General features: G+C 61.0%; 24 protein-coding genes. 18 read left to right on the top strand and 6 right to left on the bottom strand.

All coding sequences use genetic code 11. The features are described 5' to 3' along the window. The 7 genes from ACIOUG_RS18030 to ACIOUG_RS18060 all read left to right on the top strand — a co-directional run. On the top strand, positions 1-241 hold a 241-nt coding region (locus ACIOUG_RS18030), incomplete at its 5' end, for a peptide chain release factor-like protein (protein ID WP_401067365.1). 112 nt (positions 242-353) lie between these two features. After that, complete coding sequence (gene lysS, locus ACIOUG_RS18035) at positions 354-1,856, top strand: lysine--tRNA ligase (RefSeq protein ID WP_401067367.1); 1,503 nt, start codon at positions 354-356, stop codon at positions 1,854-1,856. A 105-nt stretch (positions 1,857-1,961) separates the two neighbouring features. After that, positions 1,962-2,675, top strand: a complete 714-nt coding sequence (locus ACIOUG_RS18040; RefSeq protein ID WP_003222051.1) for a TetR/AcrR family transcriptional regulator — start codon at positions 1,962-1,964, stop codon at positions 2,673-2,675. A gap of 158 nt (positions 2,676-2,833) precedes the next feature. Continuing rightward, complete coding sequence (locus ACIOUG_RS18045; protein ID WP_401067369.1) at positions 2,834-3,391, top strand: hypothetical protein; 558 nt, start codon at positions 2,834-2,836, stop codon at positions 3,389-3,391. 24 nt (positions 3,392-3,415) lie between these two features. Then, positions 3,416-4,693, top strand: a complete 1,278-nt coding sequence (locus ACIOUG_RS18050; RefSeq protein WP_003222055.1) for a flavohemoglobin expression-modulating QEGLA motif protein — start codon at positions 3,416-3,418, stop codon at positions 4,691-4,693. 152 nt (positions 4,694-4,845) lie between these two features. Further along, positions 4,846-5,751 carry an alpha/beta hydrolase gene (locus tag ACIOUG_RS18055; protein ID WP_401067371.1) on the top strand — a complete coding sequence of 302 codons (906 nt, stop codon included), beginning with the start codon at positions 4,846-4,848 and terminating at the stop codon, positions 5,749-5,751. Continuing rightward, complete coding sequence (locus ACIOUG_RS18060; RefSeq protein WP_007964217.1) at positions 5,748-6,077, top strand: hypothetical protein; 330 nt, start codon at positions 5,748-5,750, stop codon at positions 6,075-6,077. The genes ACIOUG_RS18055 and ACIOUG_RS18060 overlap by 4 nt, the downstream gene beginning before the upstream one ends. Before the next feature lie 142 nt (positions 6,078-6,219). Here the strand turns inward: ACIOUG_RS18060 and ACIOUG_RS18065 are convergent, their stop codons facing one another. The 3 genes from ACIOUG_RS18065 to ACIOUG_RS18075 form a co-directional block, all read right to left on the bottom strand. After that, the gene (locus ACIOUG_RS18065) at positions 6,220-7,008 is read right to left on the bottom strand and encodes an OmpA family protein (RefSeq protein WP_401067373.1); all 789 of its coding nucleotides are present in this window, start codon (positions 7,006-7,008) and stop codon (positions 6,220-6,222) included. Positions 7,009-7,064: 56 nt separating this feature from the next. Continuing rightward, positions 7,065-7,469, bottom strand: coding sequence for a DUF4398 domain-containing protein (locus tag ACIOUG_RS18070; RefSeq protein ID WP_007964219.1), 405 nt, complete (start codon positions 7,467-7,469; stop codon positions 7,065-7,067). A 364-nt stretch (positions 7,470-7,833) separates the two neighbouring features. After that, the gene (locus ACIOUG_RS18075) at positions 7,834-8,178 is read right to left on the bottom strand and encodes a hypothetical protein (RefSeq protein WP_003222064.1); all 345 of its coding nucleotides are present in this window, start codon (positions 8,176-8,178) and stop codon (positions 7,834-7,836) included. A gap of 213 nt (positions 8,179-8,391) precedes the next feature. On the opposite strand from ACIOUG_RS18075, the gene ppc reads away from it, so the two are divergent. The 7 genes from ppc (at position 8,392) to ACIOUG_RS18110 (ending at position 15,683) form a co-directional block, all read left to right on the top strand. Next, the gene (gene ppc, locus ACIOUG_RS18080; RefSeq protein WP_401067375.1) at positions 8,392-11,022 is read left to right on the top strand and encodes a phosphoenolpyruvate carboxylase; all 2,631 of its coding nucleotides are present in this window, start codon (positions 8,392-8,394) and stop codon (positions 11,020-11,022) included. A 290-nt stretch (positions 11,023-11,312) separates the two neighbouring features. After that, entirely contained in the window at positions 11,313-11,960 is a 648-nt protein-coding gene (gene adk, locus ACIOUG_RS18085; protein WP_003222067.1) for an adenylate kinase, read from the top strand. A 93-nt stretch (positions 11,961-12,053) separates the two neighbouring features. Next, entirely contained in the window at positions 12,054-12,728 is a 675-nt protein-coding gene (gene tsaB, locus ACIOUG_RS18090; RefSeq protein WP_401067377.1) for a tRNA (adenosine(37)-N6)-threonylcarbamoyltransferase complex dimerization subunit type 1 TsaB, read from the top strand. 221 nt (positions 12,729-12,949) lie between these two features. Then, a complete protein-coding gene (locus ACIOUG_RS18095; protein ID WP_003222071.1) occupies positions 12,950-13,258 on the top strand; it encodes a hypothetical protein in 309 nt (102 codons plus the stop codon). Further along, positions 13,258-14,118, top strand: coding sequence for a DUF72 domain-containing protein (locus ACIOUG_RS18100; protein ID WP_401067379.1), 861 nt, complete (start codon positions 13,258-13,260; stop codon positions 14,116-14,118). The genes ACIOUG_RS18095 and ACIOUG_RS18100 overlap by 1 nt, the downstream gene beginning before the upstream one ends. A gap of 33 nt (positions 14,119-14,151) precedes the next feature. Then, on the top strand, positions 14,152-14,988 hold the full coding sequence (locus ACIOUG_RS18105) for an oxaloacetate decarboxylase (protein WP_401067381.1): 837 nt from the start codon (positions 14,152-14,154) through the stop codon (positions 14,986-14,988). Between the two features lie 2 nt (positions 14,989-14,990). Continuing rightward, on the top strand, positions 14,991-15,683 hold the full coding sequence (locus ACIOUG_RS18110; protein WP_401067383.1) for an extensin family protein: 693 nt from the start codon (positions 14,991-14,993) through the stop codon (positions 15,681-15,683). A 4-nt stretch (positions 15,684-15,687) separates the two neighbouring features. Here the strand turns inward: ACIOUG_RS18110 and ACIOUG_RS18115 are convergent, their stop codons facing one another. After that, a complete protein-coding gene (locus ACIOUG_RS18115; protein ID WP_047293047.1) occupies positions 15,688-16,308 on the bottom strand; it encodes a hypothetical protein in 621 nt (206 codons plus the stop codon). 93 nt (positions 16,309-16,401) lie between these two features. Here ACIOUG_RS18115 and ACIOUG_RS18120 point away from each other — a divergent pair, with 93 nt between their 5' ends. Beyond that, positions 16,402-17,184 carry a class I SAM-dependent methyltransferase gene (locus ACIOUG_RS18120; protein ID WP_401067384.1) on the top strand — a complete coding sequence of 261 codons (783 nt, stop codon included), beginning with the start codon at positions 16,402-16,404 and terminating at the stop codon, positions 17,182-17,184. Between the two features lie 128 nt (positions 17,185-17,312). Here the strand turns inward: ACIOUG_RS18120 and ACIOUG_RS18125 are convergent, their stop codons facing one another. Further along, the gene (locus ACIOUG_RS18125; protein WP_401067386.1) at positions 17,313-17,948 is read right to left on the bottom strand and encodes a TetR/AcrR family transcriptional regulator; all 636 of its coding nucleotides are present in this window, start codon (positions 17,946-17,948) and stop codon (positions 17,313-17,315) included. Between the two features lie 94 nt (positions 17,949-18,042). On the opposite strand from ACIOUG_RS18125, the gene ACIOUG_RS18130 reads away from it, so the two are divergent. From ACIOUG_RS18130 to ACIOUG_RS18140, 3 genes are all read left to right on the top strand, one after another. Then, positions 18,043-19,143: an efflux RND transporter periplasmic adaptor subunit gene (locus ACIOUG_RS18130; RefSeq protein ID WP_401067388.1), complete on the top strand. Its 1,101-nt coding sequence runs from the start codon at positions 18,043-18,045 to the stop codon at positions 19,141-19,143. Between the two features lie 6 nt (positions 19,144-19,149). Beyond that, on the top strand, positions 19,150-22,218 hold the full coding sequence (locus ACIOUG_RS18135; protein WP_401067389.1) for an efflux RND transporter permease subunit: 3,069 nt from the start codon (positions 19,150-19,152) through the stop codon (positions 22,216-22,218). 1,037 nt (positions 22,219-23,255) lie between these two features. Continuing rightward, complete coding sequence (locus ACIOUG_RS18140; protein WP_401067391.1) at positions 23,256-23,651, top strand: DUF6124 family protein; 396 nt, start codon at positions 23,256-23,258, stop codon at positions 23,649-23,651. A gap of 63 nt (positions 23,652-23,714) precedes the next feature. Here the strand turns inward: ACIOUG_RS18140 and ACIOUG_RS18145 are convergent, their stop codons facing one another. Continuing rightward, entirely contained in the window at positions 23,715-24,404 is a 690-nt protein-coding gene (locus ACIOUG_RS18145; protein WP_086792179.1) for a DUF4197 domain-containing protein, read from the bottom strand. Between the last annotated feature and the right edge of the window lie 13 nt (positions 24,405-24,417).

The following is a 24,417-nucleotide window of genomic DNA, read 5'->3' on the forward strand; positions in this document are numbered from 1 at the left end:
CGCAATGAAAATGCTGCGGGCCAAGTTGTACGAGCAGGAAATGCAGAAGCGCAACGCCGCTTCCCAGGCGCTGGAAGACACCAAGTCGGACATCGGCTGGGGTCACCAGATCCGTTCGTACGTGCTCGACGCGTCGCGGATCAAGGACCTGCGCACCAACATCGAACGCAGCGACTGCGACAAGGTGCTCGACGGCGACATCGACGAATACCTGGAAGCCAGCCTGAAATCGGGGCTGTAAAAGACGCACACAGGGTCGCTGATGCACCGCGATCCCTGTAGGAGCCAGCCCTGCTGGCGATTCCCGGGCCGCCAGGCCCGGGGGCAACGAACCTGATGGAATATCTAAAGACATGAGCGACCAACAACTCGACCCGCAAGCCCTGCAACAGGAAGAAAACTCCCTGATCGCCCTGCGCAAGGAAAAGCTGGCTGCCGAGCGCGCCAAGGGCAACGCCTTCCCGAACGACTTCCGCCGCGAAAACTACTGCGAAGATCTGCAGAAGAAGTACGCGGACAAGACCAAGGAAGAGCTGGCCGAGGCTGCAATTCCGGTCAAGGTTGCCGGTCGCATCATGCTCAACCGTGGCTCGTTCATGGTGATCCAGGACATGACCGGTCGCATCCAGGTCTATGTCAACCGTAAAACCCTGTCCGAAGACACCCTGGCCGCGGTCAAGACCTGGGACATGGGCGACATCATTGCCGCCGAAGGCACCCTGGCGCGTTCCGGCAAGGGCGACCTGTACGTCGAAATGACCAACGTGCGCCTGCTGACCAAGTCGCTGCGCCCGCTGCCGGACAAGCACCACGGCCTGACCGACACCGAACAGCGCTACCGTCAGCGTTACGTTGACCTGATCGTCAACGAAGACGTGCGCCAGACCTTCCGCGTGCGTTCGCAAGTGATCGCGCACATCCGCAGCTTCCTGATGAAGCGCGACTTCCTCGAAGTCGAAACGCCGATGCTGCAGACCATTCCTGGCGGCGCCGCAGCCAAGCCGTTCGAAACCCACCACAACGCGCTGGACATGGAAATGTTCCTGCGTATCGCGCCTGAGCTGTACCTCAAGCGTCTGGTGGTTGGCGGTTTCGAAAAAGTGTTCGAGATCAACCGCAACTTCCGTAACGAAGGCGTTTCGACTCGTCACAATCCTGAATTCACCATGTTGGAGTTCTACCAGGCCTACGCCGACTACGAAGACAACATGGACCTGACCGAAGAGCTGTTCCGCGAACTGGCGCAACTGGTGCTGGGCAGCACCGACGTGCCGTACGGCGACAAGGTGTTCCACTTCGGCGAGCCGTTTGCCCGTCTGTCGGTGTTCGACTCGATCCTCAAGTACAACCCTGAGCTGACTGCCGATGACCTGAACGACATCGACAAGGCGCGCGCCATCGCCAAGAAGGCCGGCGCCCAGGTGCTGGGCTTCGAAGGTCTGGGCAAGCTGCAGGTGATGATTTTCGAAGAGCTGGTCGAGCACAAGCTGGAGCAGCCGCACTTCATCACCCAGTACCCGTTCGAAGTGTCGCCGCTGGCCCGTCGTAACGATGAAAACCCGAACGTCACCGACCGTTTCGAGCTGTTCATCGGCGGCCGTGAAATCGCCAACGCCTACTCCGAGTTGAACGACGCGGAAGACCAGGCCGAGCGCTTCATGGCGCAGGTGGCCGACAAGGACGCCGGCGACGACGAAGCCATGCACTACGACGCCGACTTCGTGCGCGCGCTGGAGTACGGCATGCCGCCAACGGCCGGTGAAGGTATCGGCATCGACCGTCTGGTGATGTTGCTGACCAACTCGCCGTCGATCCGCGATGTGATCCTGTTCCCGCACATGCGACCGCAAGCGTAAACGTTTCAGTTAAAAAGCCGCCTAAAACAGGCGGCTTTTTATTGCCTGTCTGGTACAAATGTATCAATTGGTTACTTTTGAAATAGCAGAGGAAGTCCAGTCGTGATGGTTGCAATCGCTCAAGAAGGTGCAGCGGGTATCGCCACTGCGGTCGCTGAAAGTGTTCAGTACCAGGGCCGCAAGGCCAGCCGACAGGGCAGCGAGCAGCGTCGCCAGGACATTCTCGACGCGGCAATGCGCATCGTCGTGCGTGACGGCGTGCGCGCCGTGCGCCACCGGGCGGTGGCGGCCGAGGCCGGCGTACCGCTGTCGGCCACCACCTATTACTTCAAGGATATCGATGACCTGCTCACCGATACCTTCGCCCAATACGTCGAACGCAGCGCGGCCTACATGGCCAAGCTGTGGATCAACAACGAAGGCCTGCTGCGCGAGATGGTCGTCAGTGGCGACGGCAGCCCCGAGTCGCGCTCGAAACTGGCGGACGACATCGCGCGGCTGATGGCTGACTATGTGCATCGGCAACTGGTCAACCGTCGCGAACACCTGATGGCCGAGCAGGCGTTCCGCCAGGAAGCGCTGCTCAACCCGCGGCTGGCGGATCTGGTGCGCTCGCATCAGCAGATTCTGCTGCAGGGCACCTGCCAGTTGTTTCAGGTATTGGGCTCGCGTGAACCGCAGCAGGATGCCAAGGTGTTGACGGCGATTATCGGACGGATGGAATATCAGGGCCTGCTCAACGACGCCGAGCCTTTGGCCGAACAGGACATGCTCGGGATTCTGACACGGTACATGCATCTGGTCCTGGCCTCGGTGTAACAACTGATGGAAATCCCCTGTGGGAGCGGGCTTGCTCGCGAAGGCGGTATCACATTCAACGCTTCAGTTGACTGACCCACCGCTTTCGCGAGCAAGCCCGCTCCCACAAAGGGACTGAGCCGATCATCAGGGCGACGCGTGTTCATAGGGAGTGTTGAATGAAAGCCTGGCGTGGCGTGCTGATCGCCTTGTCGTTCCTGCTGCTCAGTGGCTGTCTGGTGACCTTCAAGGATCCGCTGCCGGCCAGCGACCCGGCGCCCAAGGGCCTGCTGGGCGCGTGGGCGAGCACCAATGCCTGGGGCGAGCCGATCAACCTTGAGCTGACCCGCGTCGGCAATGATCGCTATCAGGCCATCACCTGGTTCAAGGCCAGGCCCCACGAGCGCGAGGCTTACCCGTTTACCGTGTCGCACCATGGCAGCCGCTGGTACCTGTCGGCGAAAGTGCCGGCGCGTTACGGTGGCCACTACACCATCGCCGGTTTCGAACTCACCGACAAACACGAACTGGTGGTGTACAACCTCGACCTTGAACAGATCAATCAGGCGATCAAACAGCAAGCCCTGGACGGCAAGGCTTTCCAGACTGAGGACGACGGTGACGGCGTGCAGGTCGACAGCCGCCTCGACAAGGTCTTTGCTTACCTCGACGATCCGGCCAATTCCGATGTCTTCGTCGAGGCCGCGCGTTTTCAGCGCCAGGCCCGCGCCAAATAATTCAGTTTTCTACAGGAGTTTCGGGTGGACGATTACCAGCAGACGATACGCACGCTGTCCGATCGCATTGTGCTGGCGCAGACGCCGATCCGCGTGCTCGATGCGGTGAAGTGGGACGAGAACATCCGCAAGGGTTTTCTCAAGGCCAAGGGCAAGGAAATGCCGGCGGTGGATCGCGACTACTACCTCAATCGGCCGCTGTCCTTCGATTCGAGCAAGGTCAAACTGGAATTCCAGAACATCGAGCGCGACATCACCCGCCAGCTCGGCCAGTTCAACCCGGTCGGGCAGATCATGCGGCGCATGTGCAAGGAATACCGCATGGTGGTGCGCATGCTCGAAGCGCGCGGCACCGAGGATTTCGGCCTGATCTCGCAGGAGCTCTACGGCGCCGCCTCCGACGCGTTCCACGCCGGCGACCCGACCCTGGCCGACCTCGGCCTGATGATGTCCGACTACCTGAACAACATTGATGGCCGTGGCGACCTGAAGGACGAGCCGAAGATCCTCACCGCCAAGGATGCCGTGCACCTGCTGCAAACCCGTTTGAACAAGGTGTTCGGCGAGGCCGAGGAAACCATCCGCGTGTTCGAGTCCGACGGCATCGTCGCCGACGCAGCGGCGGGCGCCGACTACATCAAGATCCGTACCGACGCGCTGTTCAACGACCGCGACGTGCGCGCACTGGAAGTCCACGAAGGTCTGGTGCACGTCGGCACCACCCTCAATGGCTTGAACCAGCCGATCTGCACCTTCCTGTCCAAGGGCCCACCCTCGTCGACGGTGACCCAGGAAGGCCTGGCGATCCTGATGGAAATCATCACCTTCGCCTCCTACCCGAGTCGCCTGCGCAAACTGACCAACCGCACCCGCGCGATTCACATGGTCGAGGAGGGCGCGGACTTCTTGCAGGTGTTCGAGTTCTTCCGCGAGCAGGGCTTCGAAATGGCCGAAAGCTACGGCAACGCCAGCCGGGTGTTCCGTGGTTCGACGCCGACCGGCCTGCCATTCACCAAAGACTTGTCCTATCTCAAGGGCTTTATCATGGTTTACAACTACATTCAGTTGGCCGTGCGTAAAGGCAAGCTGGAGCAGGTGCCGCTGCTGTTCTGCGGCAAGACCACGCTGGAGGACATGCGTACCCTGCGGCAGTTGGTCGATGAGGGGCTGGTGGTGCCGCCGAAATACCTGCCGGAGCAGTTCCGCGACATGAACGCGCTGTCGGCGTGGATGTGCTTCTCCAACTTCCTCAACCATTTGAGCCTGGACCGGATCGAGGCGGATTACTCCAATATCCTCTAACCCAACACAGAACTCCTGTAGGAGTGAGCCTGCTCGCGATAGCGGTGAGTCAATCAGCATAAATATCGACTGACACACTGCTATCGCGAGCAGGCTCACTCCTACAGTTTTTGACTGTATTCCAACCCGAATCTTTCGCGAGGTTTCACCGGATGAGAATCCTCGGCATCCTTTGCCTGCTCCTGACCCTCAGCGGTTGCAGTTCGCTGTTGTTCTACCCTGAGCCGGGCCAGATCTTTACCCCGGAAAAAGCCAAGCTCGAATACCGCACCGTGACGCTGGTGACCGCCGATGGCTTGAAGCTGAACGCCTGGTGGCTGCCGGCCAAACCCGGTGTCGAGGTCAAAGGCACAGTCCTGCACCTGCACGGCAACGGCGGCAATCTGCCGATGCACCTGGGTGGCAGCTGGTGGTTACCGAAAAACGGTTATCAGGTGCTGCTGGTGGACTATCGCGGGTATGGCTTGTCGGAGGGCGAACCGAGCCTGCCGGCGATCTATCAGGACATCGACGCCGCGTTCGCCTGGCTGGATCAGGCGCCCGAGGTCAAAGGCAAGCCGCTGATCCTCCTCGGGCAGAGCCTCGGCGGCGCGATGGCCGTGCATTGGCTGGTGCAGCACCCGGAGCGGCAGAAACAGCTCAAGGCGCTGGTGCTCGACGGTGTGCCCGCCAGTTACCGCAGCGTCGGCCAGTACGCCCTCAGCACCTCGTGGCTGACCTGGCCGTTTCAGGTGCCGCTGTCGTGGCTGGTGCCAGACGGTGACAGCGCGATCAACTCGATGCCGCAACTCAAAGGCGTGCCGAAACTGATCTTTCACAGCATCGACGACCCACTGGTGCCAATGTCCAACGCCATCCGCCTGTATCAGGCTGCGCCACCGCCTCGGGTGTTGCAGTTGACCCGCGGCGGCCACGTGCAGACCTTCGGCGACCCGGTCTGGCGCCAGGTGATGCTGCGCTATCTGGAAGATCCCGAACACTTCAACGGCCTGCGCCGCCTCGGCGAGATCCCGAATTATCCGCCACCTCCGAATTCTGAAGATGAGAGTCCGCAATGACTGAAGAACGTAACGCCATCCCGCTGATCATCACCGGTATCTGCAGCATCCTCGGCACGGTCGGGGCGCTGTGGTACTACGGCTACCTGCATTTCGCCAAACCCGAGGATGCGCTGCTGCTCAACGAATTCACCATGCTCAAGACCGTGCCGGGCGAAGACTACAAAGTCTCGCTGGACCCGGCGCCGCAGGTGGCGCAGTGCATTGATGGCGTGCTGGTGCTGTTCGACACCGAGCAGAAAGGGCTGACCGGGGTGCTGATCAATGCGCAGAAGAAAGCCGTGCGCTGCATGGGGCAGGAAACCCCGCAGAAACTCGAACCTTAAAAGCAAAAGATCGCAGCCTGCGGCAGCTCCTACAGGGACCGCATTCTCATGTAGGAGCTGCCGAAGGCTGCGATCTTTTGATCTTTAACAAAAAGCCCCGCCTGACTCAGTCAGGCGGGGCTTTTGCGTTACTGCGTGTTGCTTAGTTCGAGCTGACCGCCGAACGAGGCACAACCGGCTGGTTGTCGTTGGAAATGGTCACTTCCACACGACGGTTCATTGCACGGCCGGAAACGCTGCTGTTATCGGCAACCGGGTATTCCTTGCCATAACCCTGAACCACGATGCGCGAAGGATCTACGCCCATCTTGATCAGTGCCACCTGTACCGAGGTCGCACGACGCTCGGACAGCGACTGGTTGTACGAAGGTGCGCCGGTGCTGTCGGTGTAACCCTCGACGATCACTTTGCGATCAGGGTTTTCCTGAAGGAACTGCGCCAGTTTGTTGATGTTGACCAGACCGCTGGATTTCAGGTCAGCCTTGTTGGTGGCGAACAGCACGTCACCGAAAGTCACCAGGGTACCGCGATCGGTTTGCTTGGCGTTCAGGCTCTGCTGCAGTTGCTTGATCTGCTGATCGCGAGCGTCCAGACGGGCCTGGGCACGTTGCGCGGCAGCGTTCTTCAGATTGTTTTCAGCGGTGCGCAGGGCGATGGTCTGCTTGGCCACTTCCACGCGCTGGTTGGTCAGGTAGGCCAGTTGGTCAACCTTGGCCGCGTCTTGCTTGTCCAGATAAGCCTTGTCGGCCTTGTCCAGGTAGTCGCTGGCGTCCTTGGTTTCCAGGGCTGCAACTTTGCTCGCCTGTGGGTTAGCCTGCAGGCCGGCGTAGTTGGTGCGTGCCTGTTCCAGGTTCGGGTTAGGCGGAGTGGAGCAGGCAGCCAGGGCAACGCTTGCGGCCAGAAGAGCGGGGATCATCAGTTGCTTACGCATAATTTGTCGTCCTTTCTATCGATAAAAGTTTCAGCTTTGCGATTCGGGATGCGCGCTTACTGCACGGTGCGCTGACTTTCCTGACGCAGTTCCTGAACACCTTTCTGGGAATCCTTCACAGCCTGTTCGGCCTTGGCAGCCTGAGCCTTGCGTTCTGCTACGCGAGCGTCCCATTCGGCTTGCTCGGCGAGGGTGCGAGCTTGTTCATACTTCTTGTCGTGCATGGCGATTTCGGCTTGCTTGAGCTTGTCCTGCGCCTGCTTCATTTCTACTGCAGCGAACTCGGTACCACCGGCGCTGACGGCGCTGTTGACCGCCGATTGAGTCACGGCGTATTGCTCGGTCGGCGGGTTACCGGCGCAACCGGCCAGAACGAAGCTGGTACCGATAGCCAGAGCAGCCAGTTTCAGACCGCGCAGGTGGGAGAACGAGGTTTGGGTCTTCATGGTCTTCAACTCCATTGTTTAACTCCTGATAAAACCGAAAATCCATCCTGGTCGAGGAGCCGCAAGCGTCGTGTAAAGCGAGTTTTTGAAACGCTCGTTCCAGGCGTGGTTACAGCTTCCGACCGGAGGCGTTTTTCAAAAGTTCAGAAAAGATGGCCTATCGCCAAATTTTTTTTTGACCAGATGGACAAGGCTCTAAACCGGGAACTTTGGAGGCGGGGAGAGGTACGCGCGGGGGAAAATCGTGCAGAAGCGGAGAAGGATACGATCCCTGTGGGAGCTGGCTTGCCAGCGATGAGGCCATCAGATTCAACACTGATGTGACTGAACTGACGCCATCGCGGGCAAGCCCGCTCCCACAGGTTTTTGTGTTGTCTGATCAGTGTTTTTGCTTGCCGGCAGCGGCGGACAAGTCCTGCAGATGCCGGCGAGAAAGCGCCAGAAAACGCGGTGTCGGCCCGACATCTTCATACAGCGGATCACCTTCCTCATCAGTTGCCACCACCGTCGAGCCTTTCACATACGGCAGGCTCGCCTCGAATTCTTCAAGCGCGGCGCCAATCAGTTCGCCGAGCAGTTCTTCCGGGTGGCGCTTGGGGTACATCTCGGCAATCGCTGCCAGTCGCGCAGCGGCCTCGACGTCCAGATGAATCGTGTAGCCGGTGTCGGTCAGGCGACCCTTGGCGTTTTCTTCCCAATGCTGGGCGAGTTCACGGATTTTCATGATGACCTCATGTCACACCTGCTCGTGGCAGGATCTGGTGAGTGTCCGGCGGGGCCGGCGGCAAGCCGTTGTACGGCTTACTGTTGAGACTAGCTTCAAGCCACAAGGTTTAAAGTCCCTTCGTCGTCTGCTTGTAAGAAGCGCCGTAGAGCGGCACTCTCTGGGCAAAGCATTCGTTTCTGCGCCGTCCCGATTACCGCTGGAGAACTGCTGATGACCGATATTGATGCACGCTTGCGCGAGGACGTTCACCTGCTCGGTGAGCTGTTGGGCAATACCATCCGCGACCAGTACGGCGAGGGGTTTCTCGACAAGATCGAGCAAATCCGCAAGGGTGCCAAGGCCGACCGCCGCGGCTCGATGGACGCCGAACTCAGCGCCAGCCTCAATCAGTTGAGCGAAGACGAACTGCTGCCGGTGGCGCGGGCGTTCAACCAGTTTCTCAACCTGGCGAACATCGCCGAGCAGTATCAATTGATTCATCGCCGCGAAGAGTCGCAGCCCGCGCCGTTCGAATCGCGCGTCCTGCCGGAACTGCTCGCGCGCTTGCGCAACGAAGGCCACAGCGCCGAATCCCTGGCCCGGCAACTGGCGCGTCTGGAAATCGAACTGGTGCTGACCGCGCACCCGACCGAAGTGGCGCGACGCACCTTGATCCAGAAATACGACGCGATCGCCGCGCAACTCGCCGCGCAGGATCATCGCGACCTGACCAGCGCCGAGCGCGAACAGATTCAGAACACCCTGCAACGGCTGATCGCCGAAGCCTGGCACACCGAAGAAATCCGCCGCACCCGGCCGACCCCGGTCGACGAAGCCAAATGGGGTTTTGCGGTGATCGAGCATTCGCTGTGGCAGGCGATTCCCAACCACATGCGCAAGGCCGACAAGGCGCTGTATGAAGCGACGGGCCTGCGTTTGCCGCTGGAAGCTGCGCCGATTCGCTTTGCCTCGTGGATGGGCGGCGACCGTGACGGCAACCCCAACGTCACCGCAGCGGTGACCCGCGAAGTGTTGTTGCTGGCGCGCTGGATGGCCGCCGACCTGTACCTGCGCGACGTCGATCACCTCGCTGCCGAACTGTCGATGCAGCAGGCCAGCGATGCGCTCAAGGCCAAGGCCGGCGACAGCGCCGAGCCTTATCGGGCGGTGCTCAAGCAATTGCGCGAACGCCTGCGCGCCACGCGCAACTGGGCACACGCGTCGCTGACTGCGAGCACGCCGGCGCCAGCCGATGTGTTGCACAACAATCGCGATCTGCTCGATCCGCTGGAGCTGTGCTTCAACTCGCTGCACGAGTGCGGCATGGGCGTGATCGCCGACGGGCCGTTGCTCGATTGCCTGCGCCGGGCGGTAACCTTCGGCCTGTTCCTGGTGCGCCTCGATGTGCGTCAGGATTCGACGCGACACAGCTCGGCGATGACTGAAATCACCGACTACCTCGGCCTCGGTCGCTACGAAGACTGGGACGAGGAACAGCGCATCAGCTTCCTCACTCGCGAATTGAGCAATCGTCGGCCACTGCTTCCGGCGCATTTCAAACCGTCCGCCGACACCGCTGAAGTGCTCGCCACCTGCAAGGAAATCGCTGCCGCACCGAGTGCATCGCTGGGTTCCTACGTGATCTCGATGGCAGGCGCCGCCTCCGACGTGCTGGCGGTGCAACTGCTGCTCAAAGAGTCCGGTGTGCTGCGGCCGATGCGCGTGGCGCCGCTGTTCGAAACCCTCGCCGACCTCGATAACGCCGGGCCGGTGATGGAGCGTCTGTTGCTGCTGCCGGGTTACCGCGCCAGGCTGCAAGGCCCGCAGGAAGTGATGATCGGTTATTCCGACTCGGCCAAGGACGCTGGCACCACCGCAGCAGCGTGGGCGCAATATCGCGCGCAGGAGCGGTTGGTGGAGATCTGCCGCGAGCAGCAAGTCGAACTGCTGTTGTTCCATGGTCGCGGTGGCACCGTGGGCCGTGGCGGCGGTCCGGCGCACGCGGCGATTCTGTCGCAACCGCCGGGGTCGGTAGCGGGGCGGTTCCGCACCACCGAGCAGGGCGAAATGATTCGATTCAAATTCGGCCTGCCGGACATCGCCGAGCAGAACCTCAATCTGTATCTGGCTGCCGTGCTCGAAGCGACGTTGTTGCCGCCACCGCCGCCGACACCTGAATGGCGGCACCTGATGGACGAACTGGCCGTCGACGGCGTCGCCGCGTATCGCGCCGTGGTCCGGGAGAACCCGCAGTTCGTCGAGTATTTCCGCCAGTCGACGCCGGAGCAGGAGTTGGGACGCTTGCCCCTCGGCAGCCGTCCGGCCAAGCGTCGCGCCGGCGGGATCGAGAGCCTGCGAGCGATTCCGTGGATTTTCGGCTGGACCCAGACTCGTCTGATGCTGCCAGCGTGGCTCGGTTGGGAAACTGCGTTGAGCAAGGCGCTGGAGCGTGGCGAAGGCGAATTGCTCGGGCAGATGCGCGAACAATGGCCGTTCTTCCGCACCCGTATCGACATGCTGGAAATGGTCCTGGCCAAGGCCGACGCCGACATTGCGCTGTCGTACGATCAGCGTCTGGTCGAGCCGGACTTGCTGCCGTTGGGCGCGCAGTTACGCGACCTATTGTCGCAGGCGTGCGCGGTGGTGCTTGGCCTGACCGGGCAGTCGCAACTGCTGGCACATAGCCCTGATACCCTGGAATTCATCCGTCTGCGCAACACCTATCTTGATCCGCTACATCTATTGCAGGCTGAGCTGTTGGCCCGTTCACGGCAGCAGAATGTCGAGCAGGGCAGCCCGGTGGAACAGGCGCTGCTGGTGTCTGTGGCGGGGATTGCCGCCGGGTTGCGTAATACCGGCTAAGGTTTTTGCGCTGGCATCCGGCACCCGGTGCACAGGCCGGGTGCCGCTTTGTACACAGGCGGAAAGTGCGGGCAGGCGACAGTTACTGATGGGGTTGCGACTTGGCTTACCGCGTCGCAAGGTCGCGGCGGGCGCCGGTTTCTCCGACTTTTGGCGTCTTGTGTGGGCGCAGCCTGCTGTGTATCTTGATCAGCCTTTGGCCGTTTGTGCGGCCACGACCCGTTTTTTTGAGATTGGCCCAAAGAGGCGAATCCCGTTGTTTTCTATATAAAAAATTGAGGAGCACATCGATGCGCGTCATTCTGCTGGGAGCTCCCGGGGCCGGTAAAGGTACTCAGGCTAAGTTCATCACCGAGAAATTCGGCATTCCGCAAATCTCCACCGGCGACATGCTGCGTGCTGCGGTCAAGGCCGGCACTCCGCTGGGCGTTCAAGCCAAGAGCATCATGGATGCCGGCGGCCTGGTGTCTGATGACCTGATCATCGCGCTGGTGCAGGATCGCATCGCTCAACCAGACTGCGCCAACGGCTTTCTGTTCGACGGTTTCCCGCGCACCATTCCACAGGCCGAAGCGCTGGTAACCGCCGGTGTCGAGCTGGACGCCGTGGTTGAAATCGCTGTTGAAGACGAAGAAATCGTTCAGCGTATCGCCGGTCGTCGCGTTCACGAGGCCAGCGGCCGCGTTTACCACATCGTCTACAATCCGCCGAAAGTGGCTGGCAAAGACGACGTTACCGGCGACGATCTGGTACAGCGTAAAGACGACACCGAAGAAACCGTGCGTCATCGCCTGTCGGTCTACCATTCGCAGACCAAGCCGCTGGTGGACTTCTACCAGAAGCTTTCCGCTGCCAACGGCAAGCCGAAGTACAGCCACATTCCGGGCGTCGGTTCGGTTGAAGCGATCACCGCCAAGGTGCTCGAAGCGCTGAGCTGAAAAAGCGGATTGGCTGCATCATCCTCGGCCCGCTTGCGGGCCGTAGTTGTTTATACTGACGCACTTTTTCCCCCACCTGTTTTGGATACATCGATGAGCACCTTGCTGGCCCTGGACACCGCGACCGAAGCTTGCTCCGTTGCCTTGCTGCATGACGGCAAGGTCACGAGCCATTACGAGGTGATCCCGCGCCTGCACGCGCAGAAGTTGTTGCCGATGATTCAGCAGTTGCTGGCCGACGCCGGCACCACGCTGCAAGCGGTGGACGCCATCGCGTTCGGTCGCGGGCCGGGTGCCTTTACCGGTGTGCGGATCGCCATCGGCGTGGTGCAGGGGCTGGCGTTCGCGCTGGATCGTCCGGTGCTGCCGGTGTCGAACCTGGCTGTACTGGCGCAACGTGCGTATCGCGAACACGGCGTCAGCCAGGTCGCGTCGGCCATTGATGCGCGCATGGACGAAGTGTATTGGGGCTGCTACCGCGAGAGCGCCGGCGAGATGCGCCTGGTGGGTGTCGAAGCGGTACTGCCGCCGGAAGTCGCGGCATTGCCGGCCGATGCCACTGGCGAGTGGTTCGGGGCGGGCACCGGTTGGGGTTATGGCGAGCGGATCGCGGTCAGCCTGAGCGGTCAGGACGCCGGCATGTTGCCCCACGCCGAAGACCTGCTGACCCTGGCGCGGTTTGCCTGGGAGCGCGGCGAGTCGATCCCGGCCGATGATGCGCAACCGGTTTACCTGCGCGACAAAGTCGCCACCCCGAAGGCTCGCTGAGTCTTTAAAAGATCGCAGCCTGCGGCAGCTCCTACAGGAATCACATGCTTCTGTAGGAGCTGCCGCAGGCTGCGATCTTTGGCTTTTGCGGCTGCCAATCGTCAGTTTCCAACGCCGCGCTTTAAACCTTTTGCGCTTTATGTGTTCTAGTTATCACTCGGCAGTTTGCTAAGTCGGTCAGGTGCCGCTAAATTGCCATCATTGATACCGAGCATGAATTTATGCGCATAGACGGCCTCTCCTCTCAGTCCTACCCCATCAAGCGCAAGCCTCGCAAAGGCAATGTGGCGCTGGATGAATCCGTCGACGATATCGACGGCGAGCTGGAATTCCCGACTGAAGAGCAACTGGCCGCCCGCGCTGCCAAAGCCTCCGCACAACGCCTGGCCAATCTGCCTGCCCGTCAGCAAGACATGATCTATCACCGCGCCATGAGCAAAAGCGTAGCGATGGCCCTGGCCAGCTACCTGAGCACCGCCGGTTTTGTCGATTGGGATGCGGATGTGCTGGGCCTCGATCTGTACATCTGATGGATCTGCCTTACTACCTCGGCTGTCCGTCCTGGAGCGAAAACGCCTGGCGCGAGTACCTGTACCCCGAAGACGCCAAGACCTCCGACTTCCTCAGTCTCTACTCCCAAGTGTTCAACGCCGTGGAAGGCAACACGACCTTCTACGCCAGCCCGTCGCCGGCCACCGTGCAGCGGTGGGCCGAGACCATGCCCGAACACTTTCGCTTCACCGCCAAGTTTCCCGGCGATATCAGCCACAGCGGTGACCTGCGCGATCAACTGACTGCCGCCGAAACTTTCGTAAACCTCCTCAGCCCGCTCGGCGAACGTGTTTCGCCGCTGTGGCTGCAATTGTCGAAAAGCTTCACCCCGCATCGACTGCCGGAGCTGACCGCGTTCATCGATGCGCTGGACCGGCCGCTGGCGGTGGAAGTGCGTCACGAACAGTTCTTCGCCAAGGGCGAGAGCGAACGCCTGCTCAATCGCCTGCTGCTTGACCGTGGCGTGGAGCGCATCTGCCTCGATCCACGGGCGCTGTTCAGTTGCCTGTCGACCGAGTCTTCGGTGATCCACGCGCAATCGAAAAAGCCCCGGGTACCGACCCGTCCGGCGGCGTTCACCCAGTTCCCGCAGGTGCGCTTCATCGGCCATCCCGAGCTGGAAGCCAACGATCCGTTCCTGGTGCCGTGGGTGGCGAAAATCGCCGAGTGGATCGAAGAGGGCCGCACGCCTTACATCTTTCTGCACACCGCCGACAACATCATGGCGGCGAAGCTGGCGCAACGCTTCCATGCACAATTGATGCAACGGTTGCCTGGCCTGCCATCCCTGCCTGAGCTATACAGAGAACCCGCTGCCGAGCAACTTGGCCTGCTCTGAAGCGGATTCTTTTTCCTGCCCCGGAGCCTGCCGATGGTCGCCCACGCCTTGCAAGAACAAGCCCGCAAAGCCCAAGCCTTCAAAGCCCTGCATGAAGGTGCGGGGATTTTCGTGATTCCCAACCCGTGGGATGCCGGCTCGGCGAAGATGCTCGCCAGTCTGGGCTATCAGGCGCTGGCGACCACCAGTGCCGGTTACGCGTTTTCCCAAGGCAAGGCCGACGGTGCGCTGAGTCTCGATGACACCCTGGCCAATGTCCGGGCAATTGTCGCGGCCACCGATCTGCCGGTGGCGGTGGATCTGGAAAACGGTTTCGCCGATGATCCGGCCGAATGCGCCCAAAGCCTGTTGCGTGCCGCCGAGGCGGGTGCGGTGGGCGGTTCGATCGAAGACGCCACGGGCCGTGCCGACGCACCGATCTACTGCTTCGAACATGCCGTGGCACGCATCGAAGCCGCCGTCGCCGCCATGCGCACACTGCCATTTCCCTTCACCCTCACCGCCCGCGCGGAAAACTACCTGCACGGCAATCCCGATCTCGACGACACCATCCGCCGCCTGCAAGCCTTTGCCGAGGCAGGCGCCGACGTGCTGTATGCGCCGGGTTTGCGCAGCGCCGAAGAAGTGCTGGCGGTGGTACGCGCGGTGGCGCCGAAACCGGTCAATGTGTTGATGTCCGGCGGTTTGAAACTGACCGTGAAGGAGCTCGAAGAAATGGGCGTGCGGCGCATCAGTACCGGTTCGGCATTGGCCTTGGCGGCGCTCGGTGAGTTCTTCCGCGCGGCAGAGGAAATCCAGCAGCACGGCACCTTCGGCTTCACGTCGCAATCGATGCCGTACGCCAAGGCCAATCAGTTTTTCAAAGGCTGAGCATGGGCCGCTGGATCGCGCTGTCGATACTGTTGATGATTGCTGGCGCCGTGGTCAGTGTCTGGCGTGGCTGGCTCGACGTGCCGGCCGCGTGGAATCCGTGGGCGCCGCTGGACGTCAAGGCCGCGCCGAACTGGCTGAGCGGTTTCAAACTGATGCGCCTGCGCACCGATCCCGAGTTATGCGCACAAGTTCTGAACAGCTCCGGTCTGCGCGTCACAGCGCAAGCCGACAGCCCCGACGCCAAGTGTCCGTTGATCGGCGCCGTGCGCGTGCAGGGCGGCGAGGTGGCGCTGAGCAGCAGCTTCCTCGCCAGTTGTCCGCTGGCTGTGGCTTACGCGATGTTTGAACGGCATACCCTGCAACCCGCCGCACAAGCTGTTTACGGGCAGAGGGTGGCGCGCCTTGATCATCTCGGCAGCTTCGCCTGTCGCAATGTCTATAACCGCGAGAGTGGGGCGCTCAGCCGCCACGCCAGTGCCGACGCGCTGGACATCGCCGGTTTTCGGCTGGCGGACGGGCGCAGCATCAGCGTGCTTAAGGACTGGCCGAAACAGAATCTGGATGCACAGTTTCTGCGCCAGGTGCGCGACGGCGCCTGCGCGGCGTTCAGTGTGGTGTTGAGTCCGGACTACAACGCCGCCCATCGCAATCACTTTCATGTCGATGTCGGGCGCTGGAGCGTGTGTCGCTAAGGTGTCAGGCGGCGAGGCGCAGGTTCTGCAGGACGATCGGGCGTGCCCAGCCGTTATCGAAGTCCAGCGCTTTCTGCTGCTCGACGATTTCTTCCGGCGGGAACGGCGGATAAGGTTTTTGCAGCAGGTCGAGATCGAATTCGGCAATCGGCAGGTACAGCGGCTTCTTCTGTGGCGCCGGGCCAGGCTCTGGCACAGGCTGACCGTTGTTGATCACGATCGGCCGGACCCAGCTGCTGTCGAAGTCCTGCTGCTCTTGCTGAGCCTTGAGTTCTTCTGGCGGGAACGGTGGGAACGGCTTGTCCAGCAGGTCGGTTTCAAACTCGGCGATCGGCAGGAACAGCGGCTCCGGCGGGCGCACTTCGGTCTCGACCACGTCGCACTGACGCTGCTCGACGATGTGCGCGTGCAGTTCGCTGCCCAGAGTCGGTTCTTCCGGGCTGTTGAGGTCAACCGGCGGGAATGTGCCACAGGCCGGCACCACATCACTCGTCTGTTCGGCCAGTGCCTGGGCAAAGAAATCCTGCCACAGGTGACTGACGCCGCCCAATGCTTGAGTGTTATGACGGCTGAAGTCGCCCTTCGGCGAAATGTAGCCAATCGATGTGGGAAGAATGCCTGACATTTTTTTCGGTTGACGCTCAGCTCTGGCAAAATGCGCGTTGATTGTTTTATCGGCCACTTTTTGCCGATCCTTAACTTTTTTGAGCGTGTTTTCATGATTGAGCAACCCGCGGCCTGCCGCATCCATGTCCAGGCCCTCGGCCCGACGTTTGAAGCGCAAGCCGAGCAGTGGGCCGAGCGTCTGGGCCTGCCGCTGCAGGTGGACGACGGCGAGTTCGCCTTGCAGGTCGGCGAGCAGGGTTTGCAGCTGCAACAGCTCGGCCCGGATGCACCGGGGCCGGTGCGGGTGGACTTCGTCGAGGGTGGCGCGGCGCACCGACGTCTGTACGGTGGCGGCAGCGGGCAGATGATCGCCAAGGCGGTCGGCATCGCCCAGGGCGTGCGCCCACGGGTGCTGGATGCCACGGCGGGGCTGGGCAAGGATGCGTTCGTGCTGGCCAGTCTGGGTTGCGAGATGAGCCTGATCGAGCGCCAGCCATTGATCGGCGCGTTGTTGGAGGATGGTCTGGCGCGGGCGGCGGAAGATTTCGACGTGGCGCCGATTGTCGCGCGGATGAAGCTGCTCAAGGGCAACTCCATCGAAGTCATGCACAACTGGCAGGGCGAGCCGCCGCAGGTGATCTACCTCGACCCGATGTTCCCGCACCGCGAGAAAACTGCGTTGGTGAAGAAGGAAATGCGCCTGTTCCGACCACTAGTCGGGGATGACCCGGATGCACCGGCGCTGCTCGAAGCGGCATTGGCCCTGGCGACGCATCGGGTGGTGGTCAAGCGCCCGCGCAAGGCGCCGTGCATCGAGGGGCCGAAACCGAGCCATGCGCTGGATGGCAAATCCAGTCGGTACGACATTTACCCGAAGAAAGCGTTAAAACCCTGAGACCGAGTCGCCCCCATCGCTGGCAAGCCAGCTCCCACAAGTTCTGTGTCATTCGCACGATGTGTGTTCAGCACGATCCCTGTGGGAGCTGGCTTGCCAGCGATGGCGTCAGAACAGACGCTAAATGATCAGGGTCTGTAAGCCCGCATGAACAACCCCACCACTTCCTGCACATGACTCTCTGACGCTTGCTCGCTCAGCGGCTCACCGCAGCAGAACAACAAGCGAAAATTCCCCGCGCCTTTGATCAGGCAGAAGAAATGCTCGGCCGCATTACGTGGCTGGTCGATGCTCAGCGCACCGGTTTCGTCGATGCGTCTCAGCAGCCGCTCCATGCCTTGCACCATGCGCTCGGGACCGGCCTCGAAGAAAATCTGCGAGAGCTTCGGGTCCTGAGTACCCAGCGCCATCATCAAACGGTGCAGATTCACCGATTCATCGCTGTTGATCAGTTGATGAAAGCCCCGGGCAATGTTCAGCAACACATTTTCCACAGGGATTCCTGCGGGCAATTCGAAGAACAGCGGCGGTAACTGCTCCTCGCATTTGGCCATTACGGCGGAGGAGAACAGTGTTTCCTTGTCGTTGAAGTGGCTGTAAACCGTCAGTTTCGACACGCCAGCCTCGGCGGCGACCGCGTCCATGCTGGTGTTGGCGTAGCCGTGACTCAGAAACAGGGTTTTCGCCGCGTCGAGGATCGCTCGGCGCTTGGCCGGATCCTTCGGACGGCCCGGGCCGTTTGGAGCTGAAAGATTGTTCGACATTCTTCGCTTTTAATACTGGACTGGTGAGTTTGCTATTAATACCATACCGGCCAGTATAAATATTCCAAGCACCATTAGCGAAAGGTCCGTCACCATGTTCCGCCATGCGTTGTCCTTTGCCGTGCCAGTCAGCCTGGCTGTTTTATTGTCCGCATGCGGTCAGGAAGAGGCGACGCAAGTCACCGTGCGACCGGCCATGGTGGTGCAGCCAGAGCCTTCGGCGCAGGCGATGGAAAGTTATCCGGGCGAAGTTCGTGCACGCTACGAACCCGATCTGGCGTTCCGCATTGGCGGCAAAGTCAGCCGACGACTGGTCGAGGAAGGTCAGCGCGTGAAGGCCGATCAGCCGCTGGCCGAACTCGATCCGCAGGACGTGCGCCTGCAACTGGAAGCCACCCGCGCGCAGGTCACCGCCGCTGAAGCCAATCTGAACCTGGTGCGCGCCGAGCGTGACCGCTACAAGACCCTGATGGAGCGGCAGATGGTCAGCCGTTCCGCCTACGACAATGCGGAAAACCTCTACCGCTCCGGCGAAGCCCGCCTCAAGCAGATCAAAGCCGAATTCAACGTCTCGACCAACCAGGCCAGTTACGCCGTGCTGCGCGCGCCGCAGGACGGCGTGGTGGCCAAGCGTTCGGTGGAAGTCGGGCAAGTGGTTGCCGCCGGGCAAACCGTGTTCACCCTCGCCACCGATGGCGAGCGCGAAGTGTCGATCAGCCTGCCGGAGCAGAGCTTCGGCCGGTTCAAGGTCGACCAGCCAGTCACCGTTGAGCTGTGGACTCAGCAGAACCAGCGCTTCGCCGGGCAGATTCGTGAATTGTCGCCGGCAGCCGATCCGCGCTCGCGGACCTTCGCTGCGCGCATCTCGTTCACCAGCGGCAAAGTTCCGGCCGAACTCGGGCAGAGCGCCCGGGTGTTCGTGCAATCGGTGGACGCCGTGCCGCTGTCGGTGCCGCTCTCGGCACTCACCGCGGAAAACGGCGCCACCTACGTCTGGGTCGTCAGCGCCAACAACACCTTGAAGAAGACCCCGGTGCGCGTCGGCCCGTTCGGTGAGAAAAGCGTGCCGGTGCTCGAAGGACTGAACCCCAGCGACTGGGTGGTGGCCGCCGGTGTTCACGTGTTGCTCGAAGGTCAGCAGGTGCGGCCTGTGGATCGCTCCAACCGTGTGGTCAATCTGGCGGACAAGGAGTAAGTCCCGATGCGCTTCAACCTTTCCGAATGGGCGTTGCGTAATCGCCAGATCGTACTGTTCCTGATGCTTTTGCTGGCCATCGTCGGCGCCTTGTCCTACACCAAACTCGGCCAGAGCGAAGACCCGCCGTTCACCTTCAAAGCCATGGTCATCCAGACCCGCTGGCCGGGGGCGACCGCGCAGGAAGTCTCGCGGCAGGTCACCGAACGCATCGAAAAGAAACTGATGGAAACCGGCGAGTACGAACGCATCGTGTCGTTCTCCCGCCCGGGTGAATCCCAGGTCACGTTCATTGCCCGCGACTCGATGCATTCCAAGGAAATTCCCGACCTCTGGTACCAAGTGCGCAAGAAGGTCAGCGACATTCGCCAGACCTTGCCGCCGGATATTCAGGGGCCATTCTTCAACGATGAATTCGGCACCACGTTCGGCAATATCTATGCGCTGACCGGTGACGGCTTCGATTACGCGGTGCTCAAGGATTACGCCGATCGCATCCAGATCCAGCTGCAGCGGGTCAAGGATGTCGGCAAGGTCGATCTGCTCGGCTTGCAGGACGAGAAGATCTGGGTCGAGCTGTCCAACGTCAAACTCGCCACCCTCGGTTTGCCACTGGCGGCGGTGCAGCAAGCGCTGCAAGAGCAGAACGCGGTGTCTACCGCCGGGTTCTTTGAAACCGGCAGCGAGCGTTTGCAGCTACGGGTTTCGGGGAATTTTCAGACAGTCGAGGAGATCAAGAACTTCCCGATCCGGGTCGGTGATCGGACGTTCCGCATCTCCGATGTCGCCGACGTTCGTCGTGGCTTCAATGATCCACCGGCGCCACGCATGCGCTTCATGGGCGAAGACGCCATCGGTCTTGCGGTGGCGATGAAGGACGGCGGCGACATTCTGGTGTTGGGTAAAGCGCTGGAGGGCGAATTCTCGCGCATTCAGAAAAACCTCCCGGCGGGCATGCAACTGCGCAAGGTATCCGACCAGCCGGCGGCGGTGAAAACCGGTGTCGGCGAATTCGTCCAGGTGTTGGTCGAGGCGCTGGCGATTGTGTTGCTGGTGAGCTTCTTCTCCCTCGGCGTGCGCACCGGCATGGTGGTCGCGCTGACCATACCGCTGGTGCTGGCGATGACCTTCGCCTGCATGTATTACCTCGGCATCGGTCTGCACAAGATCTCGCTCGGCGCGCTGGTGCTGGCACTGGGCTTGCTGGTGGACGACGCGATCATCGCCGTGGAAATGATGGCGATCAAAATGGAGCAGGGCTTCGACCGGATCAAGGCCGCGAGCTACGCCTGGACCAGCACCGCGTTTCCGATGCTCACCGGTACGTTGATCACCGCTGCCGGTTTCCTGCCGATTGCCACGGCGCAGTCCGGCACCGGCGAATACACCCGTTCGATCTTTCAGGTGGTGACCATCGCGCTGCTCGCCTCGTGGGTGGCGGCGGTAATGTTCGTGCCGTATCTGGGGGAAAAACTCCTGCCGGATCTGGCGAAAATTCATGCGGCCAAACACGGTACGACTGACGGGCAAGCCGACCCGTATGGCACGCCGTTCTATCAACGGGTCCGGCGTCTGGTGGAGTGGTGCGTCGCGCATCGTAAAACCGTGATTGTGCTGACGGTGGGGCTGTTTATTGCGTCGGTGATGCTGTTCCGTTTCGTCCCGCAGCAGTTCTTCCCGGCCTCCAACCGGCTCGAATTGATGGTCGATCTGAAACTGGCTGAAGGGGCGTCGCTGGCCAACACCACGGCCGAGGTCAAACGGTTGGAGGCGATGCTCAAGGATCACGCCGGCATCGACAACTATGTGGCGTATGTCGGCACCGGTTCGCCGCGTTTCTATCTGCCGCTGGATCAACAACTGCCGGCGGCGAGCTTCGCCCAGTTTGTCGTACTGGCGAAAAACATCGAGGAGCGTGAAACCCTGCGCACCTGGCTGATCGAGACATTGAACGAGCAATTCCCGGCCCTGCGTTCGCGGGTCACGCGTCTGGAAAACGGTCCGCCGGTTGGCTATCCGGTGCAGTTCCGCGTCACCGGTGAGCACATCGAGGAAGTCCGTGCACTGGCGCGCAAAGTGGCGGCCAAGGTTCGCGAGAATCCGCACGTGGTCAATGTGCATCTGGATTGGGAAGAACCGAGCAAGGTGGTGTACCTGAACATCGATCAGGACCGTGCGCGGGCGCTCGGGGTGAGTACGGCCAATCTGGCGAAATTCCTCCAGAGTTCGTTGACCGGGTCGAGTGTCAGCCAGTACCGCGAGGACAACGAGTTGATCGAGATTCTGCTGCGCGGCACGGTGCATGAGCGCACCGAGCTGTCGCTGCTGCCGAGTCTGGCGGTGCCGACCGATAACGGTCGCAGTGTGGCGCTGTCGCAGATTGCCACGCTGGAGTACGGCTTTGAGGAAGGGATCATCTGGCACCGTAATCGTCTGCCAACCGTGACTGTGCGCGCGGACATTTATGGCAAGGAGCAGCCGGCAACGCTGGTGAAGCAGATCGCTCCGACGCTGGATCCGGTTCGTGCGCAATTGCCTGATGGGTATCTGCTGGAAGTTGGCGGTACGGTGGAGGATTCGGAGCGTGGGCAAAAGTCGGTGAATGCCGGGGTGCCGATGTTTATCGTGGTGGTGCTGACGTTGCTGATGGTGCAATTGCGCAGTTTCTCGCGCACGGCGATGGTGTTTCTGACGGCGCCGCTGGGGTTGATCGGGGTGGTGTTGTTTCTGATGGTGTTCCGCCAGCCGTTCGGCTTTGTGGCGATGCTGGGGACGATCGCGCTGTCGGGGATGATCATGCGCAACTCGGTGATTCTGGTGGATCAGATCGAGCAGGATATTGCCTCTGGTCTTAAGCCTTGGCAGGCGATTATCGAGGCGACGGTGCGGCGGTTTCGGCCGATTGTGTTGACGGCTTTGGCGGCGGTTTTGGCGATGATTCCTTTGTCGCGCAGTGTGTTTTTTGGGCCGATGGCGGTGGCGATCATGGGGGGGTTGATTGTGGCTACGGCTTTGACGCTTTTGTTTTTGCCTGCTTTGTATGCGGCTTGGTTCAGGGTTCGTCGGGAGGGTTGAGGCTTTTTTGGACTTGGCGGCCTTTGGGCCGACCATGTTCCTGGGGTTTTGGGTGAATATCCGTTGCTGCGGTAACGGCTGCTTAGGGTTTCGCCCTTACGGCGAGTCACTTTGGCAAACGCCCCAAAGTAACCAAAGGTCTTGGCCCCGGCGTACGGCCCTCGCTGTGGCTCGGGTTCCTTCGTTGCGGGGTTCATCCGGGCGCATCGCCTCCGGTTTGCTTCGCTGCACCTCCTCTCGATGTGTTTGGCTTCGCCAAACGGTCGCTGCGCTCCCACCCCCGGATAAACCCCTCCACTCAGCCTGCCGAAGGGGCCGGCACGGCAAGATCAAGAGCTGCAGCCGAGCTTGCGCTCATCCTGTTGAGTGGTGAAAAGCATGTGGTCGGATTTTGCTTTTCTGTAGGAGTGAGCCTGCTCGCGAAAGCGGCCTGACAGCCGACCAATCTCCAACTGCCCGCACCCAATCCAAATGTGGGAGCTGGCCTGCCAGCGATGGCGGCCTGACAGCCGACCAAAACTCCAACTGAATTTACCCAATCCCATGTGGGAGCTGGCTTGCCAGCGAAAGCGGCCTGACAACCGACCAATCTCCAACAGACCACACCCAATCTCCTGTAGGAGCTGCCGAAGGCTGCGATCTTTTGACCTTGGCTTTTCAAAAATCAAAAGCCAGATCAAAAGATCGCAGCCTTCGGCAGCTCCTACATTGAGTCTGGGTGTGTTTAAGGGGGTGGGAGAAATCCAGAACCTTCCCACAAGGTTTTCAGGTTGCCCGTCGGAAGCGCGATCTCTAGCCTGAGTCTGTCGCTGCAAAAATCAGCGACCGGGTTTCGCAGCCCGGTTAAACTTCAGACGCACAGCGTCCACCATCCGAAAGCGGGCGCTTTTTTATGCCTGTGTCATGGCGGTTGTGCGCGGGATACCTTCGGGTATGCCGAGGGCCTAACAACTCGGTCTTGCAGACCCGTGCACAGCTGCCACCCGTCATCTGCAAGTGATGGTGGTAGCTCCCTTTGAATAGTTAGGAGTTCCACCATGTTCAAACACACCCCAAATCCCCCAGAATCCGCACCCGAAACCACCCCCGAACGGCCAACCGATCCCATCTCGCCCTACGCCTTCCTCGACTCGCGCAAGCTCCACGACGCAGCCCTGCGTGCGCTCGATCATTACCTGCTGCCCGAGGCTGAAAAACAGCCCAAACCCGTCACTCAACCCAGCACAATCTTCACCGTCCTCCCCGACGTCGATTCCGAAACCCTGCTCGCCCATGCCTGTGAAACGCTGGCCTCGGCCAATGTCATGGCCAGTGAGTTGGCGTTTACCCTGAGCGGCCCGACGTGCAGTCAGCTTCTCGGTATCCAGCAGATGATTTCGCTCGCAGAGTTGTCGGTAAACCGCGTGCTCGATCAGGTCGATCCGCAAGGCTGACCCACAATAAAAAGCCCGCCGACCTTCACAGGTTCAGCGGGCTTTTGCGTGCCGCGGCAAAAATTACAAGGTGCCGAACACCTTCTTCGCCAGACCCGTCGCCGCAGCTGCGGGATTCTTGCGAATGGTTTCTTCCTGTTTGCCGATCATTTCGAACAGGCCGTTCAGCGCTTGTTCGGTGACGTAGTTTTCGACGTTGGCGCTTTTCGCATCCACTACGCCCAGGGTCGCAGCCTGGCCGGCGAAGGCGTTGTACTTTTGCGCTACGCCGACTTTGTCGGTGGCTTGTTTGACGATGGGCAGGAACTTGGCGCGGATTTGTTCGCGGCTGGTTTTGTCCAGGTATTGGGTGGCCGAGTCGGTGCCGCCGCTGAGGATGCCTTTGGCGTCGGCCACGGTCATTTTCTTCACGGCATCGACGAGGATCGGCTGGGCCTGGGTCACGGCGCTTTCAGCGGCCTTGTTCATCGCGGTTTCGAGTTCGTCGACCTGGGCGCCCATGCCGAAGGCTTTCATCTTGCCGGCGACTTTACCGAGTTTGCCCGGCAGTTCGATTTTCACCTCCGGGTTGTTGCTGAAGCCGCCCGGGGTGCCGAGTTGTTTGACGGCGATTTGCGCGCCTTGGGTCAGGGCGTCCTTGAGGCCGCCGGTGGCGTCTTGTTGCGAGAGGTCGCTGAGCGACAGTGCCAGGGCGCTGGCAGAGATCATCAGGCCCGCGCACAGGCCGGCGAAGCGAAGGGTAGGGCGGAGCATGGCAGCTTCCTTG

This window comes from Pseudomonas sp. NPDC087803, from assembly GCF_044742995.1.
Taxonomy (GTDB): domain Bacteria; phylum Pseudomonadota; class Gammaproteobacteria; order Pseudomonadales; family Pseudomonadaceae; genus Aquipseudomonas.